Annotated in this window: 11 protein-coding genes; 7 read left to right on the top strand and 4 right to left on the bottom strand. The window is 74.6% G+C overall.

Going from position 1 to position 11,495, the window contains the following annotated elements:
* Positions 1–2: 2 nt before the first annotated feature.
* On the bottom strand, positions 3–1,349 hold the full coding sequence (locus ACFWOG_RS35210; protein WP_380363367.1) for an MATE family efflux transporter: 1,347 nt from the start codon (positions 1,347–1,349) through the stop codon (positions 3–5).
* Between the two features lie 163 nt (positions 1,350–1,512).
* Here ACFWOG_RS35210 and ACFWOG_RS35205 point away from each other — a divergent pair, with 163 nt between their 5' ends.
* The 6 genes from ACFWOG_RS35205 to ACFWOG_RS35180 all read left to right on the top strand — a co-directional run bounded on the left by ACFWOG_RS35205 (position 1,513) and on the right by ACFWOG_RS35180 (position 6,777).
* On the top strand, positions 1,513–2,055 hold the full coding sequence (locus ACFWOG_RS35205) for a PadR family transcriptional regulator (RefSeq protein WP_380363365.1): 543 nt from the start codon (positions 1,513–1,515) through the stop codon (positions 2,053–2,055).
* 260 nt (positions 2,056–2,315) lie between these two features.
* Positions 2,316–3,212 carry a class I SAM-dependent methyltransferase gene (locus tag ACFWOG_RS35200; RefSeq protein WP_380363363.1) on the top strand — a complete coding sequence of 299 codons (897 nt, stop codon included), beginning with the start codon at positions 2,316–2,318 and terminating at the stop codon, positions 3,210–3,212.
* 142 nt (positions 3,213–3,354) lie between these two features.
* Entirely contained in the window at positions 3,355–4,278 is a 924-nt protein-coding gene (locus ACFWOG_RS35195; RefSeq protein WP_380363361.1) for an acyltransferase domain-containing protein, read from the top strand.
* Positions 4,279–4,475: 197 nt separating this feature from the next.
* Positions 4,476–5,384 carry an isocitrate lyase/PEP mutase family protein gene (locus tag ACFWOG_RS35190; RefSeq protein WP_329950563.1) on the top strand — a complete coding sequence of 303 codons (909 nt, stop codon included), beginning with the start codon at positions 4,476–4,478 and terminating at the stop codon, positions 5,382–5,384.
* Positions 5,385–5,434: 50 nt separating this feature from the next.
* Complete coding sequence (locus ACFWOG_RS35185) at positions 5,435–5,680, top strand: hypothetical protein (protein WP_380363358.1); 246 nt, start codon at positions 5,435–5,437, stop codon at positions 5,678–5,680.
* Between the two features lie 104 nt (positions 5,681–5,784).
* Entirely contained in the window at positions 5,785–6,777 is a 993-nt protein-coding gene (locus tag ACFWOG_RS35180) for a bile acid:sodium symporter family protein (RefSeq protein ID WP_380363369.1), read from the top strand.
* A 151-nt stretch (positions 6,778–6,928) separates the two neighbouring features.
* Here ACFWOG_RS35180 and ACFWOG_RS35175 read toward each other — a convergent pair whose 3' ends face one another.
* From ACFWOG_RS35175 to ACFWOG_RS35165, 3 genes are read right to left on the bottom strand one after another with little or no spacing between them, the layout of a single operon-like run.
* Positions 6,929–7,843: a hypothetical protein gene (locus tag ACFWOG_RS35175; protein WP_380363356.1), complete on the bottom strand. Its 915-nt coding sequence runs from the start codon at positions 7,841–7,843 to the stop codon at positions 6,929–6,931.
* On the bottom strand, positions 7,840–9,816 hold the full coding sequence (locus tag ACFWOG_RS35170) for a GMC family oxidoreductase (RefSeq protein WP_380363354.1): 1,977 nt from the start codon (positions 9,814–9,816) through the stop codon (positions 7,840–7,842). The genes ACFWOG_RS35175 and ACFWOG_RS35170 overlap by 4 nt, the downstream gene beginning before the upstream one ends.
* Before the next feature lie 35 nt (positions 9,817–9,851).
* Positions 9,852–10,208, bottom strand: coding sequence for a hypothetical protein (locus ACFWOG_RS35165; RefSeq protein ID WP_329950559.1), 357 nt, complete (start codon positions 10,206–10,208; stop codon positions 9,852–9,854).
* Positions 10,209–10,536: 328 nt separating this feature from the next.
* Here ACFWOG_RS35165 and ACFWOG_RS35160 point away from each other — a divergent pair, with 328 nt between their 5' ends.
* Positions 10,537–11,463, top strand: coding sequence for a DUF4389 domain-containing protein (locus ACFWOG_RS35160; RefSeq protein ID WP_380363352.1), 927 nt, complete (start codon positions 10,537–10,539; stop codon positions 11,461–11,463).
* The last annotated feature ends 32 nt before the right edge of the window (positions 11,464–11,495 follow it).

Raw genomic sequence — 11,495 nt, 5'->3', positions numbered from 1 at the left:
GGTCACCGCCGGGCGACCCCCGCGGGCGGCCCGGCGGACTCCACGGACCCCTCCGGCGGCCCGGCCGGCCGGCGGCGGACCGTCAGGACGTGGAGCAGCGCCAGCTGGACGAGCGCGCCGACCGCCGTCCCGGCCCACAGGCCGGCCACCCCGAACGGGCCCGACAGCGCGATGCCGGAGGCGAGTTGCGCCGTGAGGCCGAGCAGCACGGACACCATCAGCGGGCGCCCGGCGCCGACCGCCTGATGGACCCCGCCGAGGGCGACCACCAGCGCGTACGGCAGCAGGTAGAGCCCGGCCGTCCGCAGGAATCCGACCGCTTCGCCGGCCACCGCCGGGTCGTCCGTGAAGAGCCGGGCCAGCGGCACCGCCGTGACCGCGCAGAGGACGGCCGCACCGCCGCCGAGCGCGCCGGCCAGCCGGGCGGTGTCGCGGCCGAGGGCGCGCACGGCACCGGCGGCGGCACCGGCCCCGACCAGCCGGGCGGCCTCGATCGCGGCGGCCTGCCGGACGGCGTAGAAGGCCATGGTGACGATCAGCAGCACCCGGTAGCCGACCCCGTACCCGGCCACGGCGGGCACGCCGAAGGAGGCCACCAGCCCGAGCTGGACCGTCCCGACGCCCATCCGGGCGGTGAAGTCGAGACCGAACGGCGCACCGGCGGCCGCGATCCGGCGTGCCGTCCGCAGCAGCCCGCCCGGGTGGGCGGGCAGCCGGTGGCGGCGCCGGAGGAGCACGGTGACCGCGAGGGTCACGGCCCGGGAGGCGGTCAGGGCAAGGGCCGCGCCGGTGACGCCGAGGGCCGGCAAGGGGCCCGGACCGAGGATCAGCAGCGGGTCCAGGACCAGCAGCAGCGCGTTCGAGAGCAGGGCCGTCCGCATCGGCGTCCGGGTGTCGCCGGTGCCCTTGAACAGCGCGTCGGCGATCCGCTGGCCGAAGAACAGCACGAAGGCGGGGAACGCGACCGTGAGGTAGTCGGCCGCGAGCCCGGCGGCCTCGCCGTCCAGGAAGGCGTCGGCCAGCGGTGCGCGGAACAGGAAGCCGGGGACGGCGATCGCGACGCTGCCGACGGCGCAGAGCCGCCAGGCGGCACCTGCGACCCGGCCCGCCTCGGCCCGGTCGCCCGCGCCGTGGGCCCGCGAGAGCCGCAGGGTCGTCCCCGAGACGACCACCAGGACCAGGCCGAGCAGCAGGTTCTCCACGGTGCCGGCGAGCGTGACGGCGGCGACGGCCGGCCCGCCCAGCCCGGCCACCCAGAAGGTGCCGACGACGGAGGCGACCACCCCGGACAGCAGTTCCCCGTAGACCGGTCCCGCCAGCGCGACCAGTCGTGGCAGGTGCCCCCGCATGATGTCTCCCCGTGCTCCGCCGCGCCCCGGTGGGCGCTTGCCGCGAATAGAGATACATCGAATCGATGCATCCCGGCAAGGGATACCATGACGCCCGTTCAGAGCCCGTACGAGCGGGTGTCCGGCCCGACCGGACGTCACGACGGCGGAAGGACGTGCGACGGTGCTGACCCTCGCGATCCTCGGATTCCTGCACGAGGAGCCGCTGCACGGCTACGAGCTGAAGTCCCGGATCCGCGGCCTGACCGGCCACGTCCGACCGGTCAGCGACGGCGCCCTCTACCCCGCGATCACCCGCCTGGAGAAGGCCGGGATGCTGCTGCGCCACAGCAGGCCGGGCAGCGGAGCCGTCCCCCGGCAGGTCCTGGAGCTCACCCCCGGGGGGCGGGAGGAACTGGAGCGGCGGCTGGCCGAACCGGAGGAGGCCGAGATCTCCGACCAGATCCGCTTCTTCACCGTCGCCGCCTTCCTCCACCGCCTCCCCGACCCGGCCCGCCAGGCCGCCGTGCTCCGTCGGCGACTGGCGTTCCTGGACGCGCCGAGCAGCTTCTTCTACGACGCGGACGGCCGACCGGTCGCCGCCGAACAGGAGGACAACCCGTTCCGGCGCGGCATGCTGCTGGTCGCCCGGGCCTCCGGCGCGGCGGAACGGGCCTGGCTCGCGGAGACGATCACCCGGTTGGAGGGCGCCGGTCCGGCGAGGTAGCCGGGCGGCGCCCGCCCGGCGACGCGTGGACGCCGGGACGACGCCCGGGGATGTCCGCACCGTGACGCGAGGATGAACACGGGGCCCGACCGGCGCGTGCGGAAAGTCCTTCCGCACGGCTCCCCGCGGCGCCCGCCCGTCGCTATGATGACGCCCTCGCAGCACGGCCGGTCCGCCCCCCGGACCAGGGCACTGCCGCGCGTGAACCGCTCGCCGGGCCCCGCCCGCGCACGCTCCGCCCCGTCCGCAGGGAGACCGCCGTGCCCAGTGCCGACACCGCCACCGGCCCCGCCGCCACGACCGCGACCACGGCGGCACCCCGCCCGGCCCCGAGCCGGGACACCATCCCCGGCTGGTTCTTCCGGCTCGACCAGGAGGCCTTCCGCCACCTGCTCGCCGCCCAGAGCACGGCCGGACGCACCGGCGACATCCTCGAACTCGGGACCTACCTCGGCCGCAGCGCCGTCCTCCTCGGCGACCACCTGCGGCCGGGCGAGCGGCTGACGGTCTGCGACCTCTTCGACTCCGAGGCCGGCGACGCCGACAACGCCGCCGAGATGACGATGTCGTACCGGACCTCGCTCACCAGGGCCGCGTTCGAGGCGAACTACCTGGCCTTCCACCCGCGGCTGCCGGAGATCGTCCAGGCGCCGACTTCGGTGCTGGCCGACGGCCGGATCCCGGCCGACAGCTGCCGCTTCGTCCACGTCGACGCCTCCCACCTGTACGAGCACGTGGCCGGGGACATCGAGGTGGCGCGGGCGGCACTCGCCGAGGACGGCCTGGTGGTCCTGGACGACTACCGCTCGGAGCACACCCCCGGTGTCTCGGCGGCGGTCTGGCAGGCGGTGTTCACGGGCGGACTGCGGCCGGTGCTGCTCACGCCGATGAAGTTCTACGGGACGTGGGGCGACGCCGAGGCGGTCCGTCGGATCCTGCTGGCCCGGGACTGGCGGGCCGAGGGCTTCACCGTGGACGAGGACACCATCGCCGGGGTGCCGGTCGTCCGGCTGAACAACGCCGTACGGTCGGGCGCGGCGCCGCGGTCGACCCCCCGACGACTGCTGCTCGACCTCCTCCCGCCGGTGGCCACCCGGACGGTTCGCCGGGCGCTCCGGGCGCTGCGCGACCGCCGCGCGGGCGGCCGGGCGCGCTGACCTCACGGGCGCGGTCGGCGCCGGCCCTCACCCGGCCGACCGCGCGGTCCCGGTTCCCCGCGCCCGGACACCCCGCCGGTCGATAGGGTCACCCGGTCGCCCCGCTCGGACGGCCGAGCGGGCCGCGCACCGAGGAGGAACCGTGGAGCAGTACCTGCCGGCGGACGAGGAACTGGCGGACGCGCTGCTGGAACTGGCAGTCCCGTTCGACGCGGTGAACGGAGTGCTGGCCGCGCGGTCGCGGCTGGCCCGGGACCGCGGCCTGCGGACCGTCTTCGAGGAGATGCTGCACCTCCAGACCGCGGCGGTCGGAACGCTCGGACGGCCGTCCGGGCTCACCCGCGACTGGCCGGCCGACACCGACGGCGGCGGGCTGCTCTCCACCCTGCTGTTCGTCGCCCTGGCACCGCACACCCGGGCGTACCACCGGACGCTGGGAGTCGCGCCGGAGGTGACCCGGACCACCCTGGCCGATCTCGGCCGGCAGCTCGCGGTGAGCCGGTGGCGCGGACGGCCCACCGGGCTGGGCAGCCCCTCCTGGCTGACACTGCACTTCCGCGGCGAGCTGTTCCAGCTCGGCCGGCTCCAGTTCCAGCGCAGGAGCACGACCAGCGACGGCGGACCGGACGCCCGGGTCACCGAGGCCGCCCGGGCGGCGGGCCTCGGCGAGTGGATCCTCCAGCTGCACGTCCCCGACAGTTCCGGCCCGCTCTCCCCCGCGGCCTGCGACCGCTCGCTGGAGCGGGCCCGGGCGTTCTTCCCCGCCCACTTCCCCGCCGAGCCGTACCGGGCGGCCTGCATCTTCTCCTGGCTGCTGGACCCCCAGCTCGGGCACTACCTGCCCGACGACTCGAACATCGTGCGGTTCCAGCGGCGGTTCGTCCCGCTGCGCCGCCCCGGCGGCCCCCCGGAGCCCGAGGACACCAATCCGCTCCGCTACGTCTTCGGCGACGCCGGGCAGCCCCTCGCCTCGCTCCCCCGCGACACCGCCGTCCAGCGCGCGCTCGTCGACCACCTGGGCGCGGGCGGTCACTGGTACGTGATCGGCGGCCGGCTCGCGCTCTGAGCGCCGTCCTCGCCCCATTCTCGGCGAATTCCTCGGATCAATATGACTGCATATCACTCTCGCGAGGGAACTTCCCTTAAAGATTTGCCCACGGAACATTAAAGAGAGCATAGTGATGTTGCCTCAGTTGGCCCTAGGAATGGCCAATTTATGGCAAAGTCCCGTGCGTCCCGCGTGCGGGTCCCGCAAGTGAGGAGATGGCGTTGCGACACGAGAACCTTCACGAGAGCGGCATCGCTGCCGCAAGTCACGGACAGCGGCTGCGCGAGCGGATCGCCACCCCGGGAACGACCCCGCTCATCGGCGTCTACGACATGTACTCCGCATCGATCGCAGCCGAACACTACGACGGAATGTTCGTCTCCGGCTTTGGATTCGCGGCGTCCTACTACGGCCTGCCCGACATCGGATTCATCGCCTGGCCGGACATGGTCGCCTTCGTGGAGCGGCTGCGCGGCGCCTTCCCGCAGCACCACCTGCTGGTCGACATCGACGACGGCTACGTCGATCCCGAGGTGGCCTGCCACGTGGTCCGGCGGCTGGAGCGGATCGGCGCGTCCGGTGTGATCCTGGAGGACCAGAAGCGGCCGCGGCGGTGCGGCCACGCCGACGGCAAGCAGGTCCTCCCGCTCGACGAGTACCTGGAGAAACTGCACCAGGTGCTCGCCACCCGCACCGACCTCGTGGTGGTCGCCCGGACGGACGCCACCGAGGAGGCCGACATCCTCCGGCGGGCGGAGGCGCTCGCCGCCACGGACGCGGACGTCGTCCTCGTCGACGGCGTGCGCAGCGAGGAGTGGATCCGACGGATCCGGCAGGTCGTGGGCGACAAGCCGCTGCTCTTCAACCAGATCGCCGGCGGCAAGTCACCGCGGCTGTCCCTCTCGGAGCTCGGCGATCTGGGGGTCGACGTCGCGATCTACAGCACCCCCTGCCTGTTCGCCGCCCATCAGGCGATGGACGAGGCACTGGCCGGCCTCAAGGGGGCGGACGGCCGGCTCCCGGCCCCGGTCGGGCAGCGGCGCGAGATCGGTGTCCGCGAGTCCACGGAACTGCTGGAGCGGAACATCGCACGGCCGCACGTCCGCGAGGAGGTGGGCGTGTGAAGGGTTTTGGACCGGGCCGGCCCGCCCGGCCGCGCCGGGGGCGGCGACACATGGCCGCCGCCGGACTGGCCGGTGCCTGGGCGGTGCTCGGCTGCGCCGTCCCGGCGGCGGCGGAGCGGAGCCTGATCACCGTGATCGACAACCCCAGGATCGACTCGATCGTCGAGGTGGACCGGACGGCCAACCTCCAGACCGGTCGGGGCTCGGCCGGCAGCGACCACGACGGCGGCGTCGTCCTGGCGACCGGTCTGCTGGGAGTGCCCGCGACGGGCCCGGAGGCGGAGGAGGAGACGTGAACGCGGCCCGTCGGCACCGGGCACCGCCACCGGAGGCGCGGGGCCGCCCGGCACCCGGCGGCGCGGGCCCACCACGGCCCTGGTGGCGCGCCCTCGATCCCTACGTGGCGGCCTTGGCCGGGGCGGTGCTGCTCGCCGCACTGCTGCCCGCCACCGGACGGGCCGCGCGCGGCGCCGACCTGGCCTGCGACCTCGCGGTCGGCCTTCTCTTCTTCCTCTACGGCGCCCGGCTGTCGGCCCGCGAGACGGTCGCCGGACTCCGGCACCTGCGGTTGCACGGGCTCGTACTCGTCTGCACCTTCGTCGTGTTCCCGCTGTTCGGGGTCGCCACGGCGATCCTGACGCCCGTCCCGCTCACCGAGCAGGTGCGGGCCGGGGTGCTGTTCCTCTGCCTGGTCCCGTCGACGGTCCAGTCCTCGGTCGCGCTCACCGGCGCCGCGCGGGGCAACGTACCCGCCGCGATCTGTGCCGGGACGTATTCGAGCCTGGCCGGTCTGGTACTGACCCCGTTGCTGGCGGCCTGGTTGCTCGGCGCCCGCGCCGCCCTGTCGGCGGACGGCCTGGTGCGGATCTGTGCCCAGTTGCTCGCGCCGTTCGTCGTCGGGCAGCTGCTGCGCCCGTGGATCGGCGCCTTCCTGAGCCGCCACCGGCGGGTGCTCACCCCGGTCGACCGGGGCTCGATCCTGCTGGTCGTCTACACGGCGTTCAGCAGCGCGGTGGAACAGGGCATCTGGCACACGGTCACACCCACCGTCCTGCTCGGCCTGGCGGCGGTCCTGCTGCTCCTGCTCGCCACCACCCTCGCCTGCGCCGCGCTGGGCGTCCGGCTCCTGGGGCTGGACCGGGCCTCGGGCATCGCGGCGGTACTCTGCGGTTCGCAGAAGAGCCTGGCCGGCGGGCTGCCGATGGCCACCGTGCTGTTCGGCCCGCAGGCCGGCCTCCTGGTGCTGCCGCTGATGATGTACCACCAGTTGCAGCTCGTGGTGGGCACGCTGCTCGCGGGCCGCTGGGCCCGGTCGGCGACGGACGGCCCCACGGCCCCCGCCGTCGAGGAGGAGGCGGTGGGCACCGCTCGGGCCTCACCCGAACCGGCCTGAGCCGAACGGCCCACCTGTCCCTGGGGACGCCCGCACGCCTCCGTTCCCGCACCCCGGCACCCAGCGCCCCTGCGCGCCTGCCGGTGCGCCCTCCGTCCGGGCACGCCGGCAGGCGACGGGCGAGGTCCGGACCGTACGCCCGGCCCGGACCTCAGGGCAGGTAGTAGGCGCGGTGGTGGGCGGCCACCGGGGCCGACTGGTACGTCCACACCCCCGCGGCGGGCGCCTCGCCCACCAGCCGCGCGAGGTCTCCGACGACCTCCGCCGTCCGGTCGCCGAGCGTGAGCCGGATCCGTCCGGCGGTGCGGTCGTCGAGCGGGTGGAAACGGTACGGCTGGTGCACCAGGAGCGGCCCGGCCAGCAGCCTGCCCTCCTGGTCGGTGCCGTACCCGGTGATCGGGGTGTTCACGACCGGCTCGCCGTCGAGTCCGGCGAGGTCGGCCTCGACCGCGAGGAGTTCCTCGTCGTACCGCCGGAGGCGGCGCGGTGCGTCGGCACCGTCCGGCCCGTCCGGCCCGTCCGGCCCGTCGTGTCCGTCCGCGGCGTCCGTCCGGTCCGGTTCCAGGGCCGCCCGGCGGCAGGAGAAGGACCAGCGGTCGTGGACGGCGGCCGCGTTGAGCGAGGGCAGCACCGTCACGAACCAGCCGGGGTACTTGGGTTCGGCGTAGAGCCGGGTGCCGGCGTCGATGGCGAGCGGGTTGTCACAGAGCACGTGGAGGCGGGCGATGCCGAGCAGACCGGTCCGGTCGTAGCCGCGGGCGTACTCGCCGTAGCCGACGGCCGGGAGCCGGTCGGCGGCGTTCCGGGGGTGGGCGATGACGTTGATCTCCACCTCCTCGGTGATGCCGCCGCCGGTGGGGTACTGCGCGAAGTAGAGCTGGTAGTTGAGCGAGACGCACGCCCGGCCACCGAACTCGGCGGCGGCCAGCGCGGGGTGGCGCTTCGCGAGCAGTTCGCGAACGGGCCCCGGCTCGACCAGGTAGTCCACGCCGATGTTGTGCAGGGCTCCGTAGTGGAACGGCAGGTGGTAGGGCTCCGGTACGGGTGGGAGTGGCAGACCGGTCACAGGGACTCCCGGAGGGGTGCGGCCGACGGACGGGCCGAAGGGACGACGGCGGACGGAGAAACGGCAGGAACGGCGGGAACGGCAGCGGGACCGACAGCGGAAATGACAGGAACAGCGGGCTGCGGTCCGGTCGGCGACGGTGCGGCGAGTGGCGCACCGTCAACGGTCGGTGCCGCAGGTGGTACGGCGGTCGACGGCGTCGAGGTCGACGGCACGGCGGGCGACGGCGCCGAGACCGTGGCCCGGTCCCGCAGCGCCAGCAGGTCCTGGTGGATCCGGTCGGCGCTGCGCAGCGCGAGCGCGGCCATGGTGAGCGAGGGGTTGGACGTGCCGAGGGAGGGCATGGAGCCGCACCCGACGGCGTAGAGATTGGGGTGTTCCCAGCAGCGTTGCCACTGGTCGACCACGGACGTGGCCGGCGAGTCGCCCATGACGTGGGTGCCGCCGGCGTGGCCGGCGCCGCGGTAGGCGTAGCTGCGGCCCTCGTGCTCCAGCCGGCCGGGCCAGCCCGGGCCCGCCTCGTAGCGGGTGTGGTCCTCGGCACCGAGCAGCGCGAAGAGCTGGTCGGAGACCGCGCGGGCGGAGGCCATGCCGGCCCGGACGTACGGGGAGAGGTCGTAACGGATCGCCGGGCGCGGCAGGCCCAGGCGGTCCCGGCGGTCGGGGTCGAGGGTGACCCGGTTCGCCGGGTCGGCCGGCTGCTCCAGTTCGAACTGGAGGGAGAACTGACGACCGAGCCGGTCGCCCAGCCGATGCCGCAGCTCCTTCCCGCGCAGTCCCGCACGGAGCAGCCCCTCGACCTCGACCTGGGGCGGTCCGACGGCCCAGGACCAGCCCCAGTTGCCGATCTCGACCCGGTACGGCGCCCGGCGCCTGCGGGCCGGACCGAAGCGGAAGGACTCCAGCCCACTGGTCGACCCGGGCCCCCGGTAGGGGCCGACGGGCTCGGGCATGAGGCCCCAGGTGAGCAGCGCCGGGTGGTCCATCAGGTTTCGGCCGACCTGGCCGCTTCGTTCGGCGAGGCCGGAGAGGAGCAGCAGCCGGGCGTTCTCGACGGCGTGGGCGGCGAGGACGACGAGGTCGGCCTCCGCGGTGTGGACGGCGCCGTCGGCGAGGTACTCGACACCGGTGGCGCGGCCGGTGCCGTCGACGAGGACCCGGCTCACCACCGCGTCGGTGCGCAGTCGGACCGTGGCCGCCCAGCGGGCCTGGGTGCGCAGCGGCGTGTACTTCGCCCCCGTCGGACAGACCGGCACGCAGCCGGCGCTGCCCCGGCAGAGCGGGCCGTGCCGGTCCCCCGGGCCGGAGGTGCCACCCGGCCGGGCGGTGGTCCGGCCGTTGCGGGCGTGCGGGGTGGCGGTGACGGCGAGCCGGGCGTCCTCGGTCATCGCCGGATCGCGGACGGTCCGGCCGTCGAGGGCGCGGGCGACGGTCCGGTCGAGGTGGCTCGCGGGGATGGCCCGCATCGGGAACGCGTAGTCCTCGGGGACGGGGAGTCCGACCGCGTGGCGCTGTTGCCCGGCGTCGGCGGCGACGCCGAGTTCCTGCTCGGCCTCGCGGTAGTACGGTTCGAGGTCGTGGTAGCCGATCGGCCAGTTGCGGCCGTGTCCGAGGTCGGCGGTGCGGAAGTCCTCGGGGTGCATGCGCGGGGTGAGGCCGGTCCAGAGCAGTCCGGTGCCGCCGTTGGCGCGCAGGTAGCCGCTGGCGTAGGGCAGCGGGCCGTGCTGGACGAGGTGTCCGGTCGCGGTGAAGCCGCCGCCGGGAAGGCCGACGAGGTCGGTGACGTCGGGAGAGGGGGCGTCCTCGCTCAGGGGGTACGGGGAGGTGGGGGCGCCGCCGCCGGCCGCGCGGTACGCGGTGGTGGTCGCGACCGCGTCCGGGACGGGGCGGCCGGCCTCCAGGACGAGGACCCGGTGGCCCTGCGCACCGAGACGGTGGGCGACCAGCGAGCCGGCGAACCCTGCCCCGACCACGATGACGTCCTGGTCCCGGTCTGCCGGTCGGCGGTTCACCGGTCACCGCCGCCGTTCGGGGCTTCGGACCAACTGCCGTGTCCGGGGGCGGTGGAGCCGGGCGGGGCACCGTGGAAGGTCCGCCACATCAGTCCCTGGTCGTAGGCGCGGGGCGAGGAGGGCGGTTCGTCCGGCCAGGCTCCGACGTACCAGAGGCGGAGGAGGGCGTGTTCGTCGCGGGCCCGGTGCGCGAGGAGCGTGCGGTGATGCTCGTCGGCCATACCGGTCGCGCGCAGCTCGGCCTCGTCGAAGCCGGTCAGCTCGGCGGAGACCCGGAGGAAGGCGTCGAAGTCCGCGAGGTCGGCGGGGCCGCCCCCGTCGGAGAGGTGGTCGTGGTCGTCGATCGCTGGCAAACCGGAACCCCCGCGGCGGGCACTGTACGTCCTGGACATGACAGCGCACCCGGCCGGGACGGCCCCGCGCTGTCACGTCGATGCTGCCGCGCGACTCCTCGACCCCGAACCGGCTGTTCGAAACCGGCCGCAGACGTTCGTTCTCCTGCTGTCGACGACCGCTGTCCGACCGATCCGTCACCCTGTCGCACAGGAATATGACCGTTTCACCGACCGCGCCGTCCCCCGGGCGGCGCAGTACAGCGCGCGGGGGCGGCGGGCTGCTGCGATCTTCGGAGCACGCGGCGGGTTGGCCGCGCACGCCTGGCGTCGAGACCTGGAGGCACGGATGTGGCAGGCACCCCCCACCCCCGCCCCCCATCCGAGCGAGTGGCTGCCGGCCCTGGACATTCCGGCGCCGGGACCGCAGAACCGGCTCACCGTGCTGGTGCGTGTCCTGCTGCTGATCCCGCAGTTCATCGTGGTCTGGGTGCTGTCGGTGGTGGCGTTCCTGGTCGCGGTGGTCGGCTGGTTCGGCGCGCTGGTCCTGGGCCGGCTGCCGGTCTTCGCCGCCGACTACCTCTCCTCGTACGTGCCGTACGAGACCCGGGTGAACGCCTACCTGCTGCTGACGGTCGACCGCTATCCGCCGTTCGCGTTCCGGACCCCGGACTACCCCGTCCAGGTGGAGCTGCGGCCCGGTGAGCTCAACCGGCTCGCGGTGTTCTTCCGGCTGATCCTGGTGATCCCGGCGGCGATCGTCCAGGGCCTGCTCTACGCCGGGTGGTGGGTGGTCGGGTGGATCAGCTGGCTGGTGGTGCTGATCCTTGGGCGGATGCCCCAGCCGCTGTTCGAGGCGACGGCCGCGATCCTGCGCTACCGGATGCGCTACATGGCCTACCTGCTGATGCTCACCTCGGCCTACCCGAAGGGGCTGTTCGGTGACGAGCCCGACGGGCCGGTCCCGGTCCCGGTCGTACCGGCGTCGGGCGACTCGGCACCGGGCGTCAAGGAGCCGGGCACACCGCTGTCCGCACAGGGCGCCTTCGGCCGGGCGCCCGGCGCCCGGGTCTCGGCGACCCGCCCCCTGGTGATGAGCGGCGGCGGGCGGGCGCTGCTGGTGGTCTTCCTCCTGCTCGGCCTGATCTCCGGGGTGACCAGTTCCGTCACCACGAGCTTCACCTCGGACGACGACGACGCCACGTGGTACTCCGGCCCGCCGGCGCCCGGGCCCGCGCTGTCCGGGCCGGTGGCACCCGGACCCGCGACGCCCTGATCCGACGGGGCGCCGGGCCGCCCGACGTCGGG

Origin of the sequence: Kitasatospora sp. NPDC058406 (assembly GCF_042722765.1) — a bacterium.
Lineage (GTDB): Bacteria > Actinomycetota > Actinomycetes > Streptomycetales > Streptomycetaceae > Kitasatospora.
This window is presented reverse-complemented; position numbering and strand designations above follow the sequence as displayed.

What these genes read in the sequence shown, in the direction of transcription:
- ACFWOG_RS35210 (WP_380363367.1), bottom strand. Translation starts at nt 1,349, where the DNA reads ATGCGGGGGCACCTGCCACGACTGGTCGCGCTGGCGGGACCGGTCTAC.
- ACFWOG_RS35190 (WP_329950563.1), top strand. Translation starts at nt 4,476, where the DNA reads ATGGCGTTGCGACACGAGAACCTTCACGAGAGCGGCATCGCTGCCGCA.
- ACFWOG_RS35185 (WP_380363358.1), top strand. Translation starts at nt 5,435, where the DNA reads ATGGCCGCCGCCGGACTGGCCGGTGCCTGGGCGGTGCTCGGCTGCGCC.
- ACFWOG_RS35160 (WP_380363352.1), top strand. Translation starts at nt 10,537, where the DNA reads ATGTGGCAGGCACCCCCCACCCCCGCCCCCCATCCGAGCGAGTGGCTG.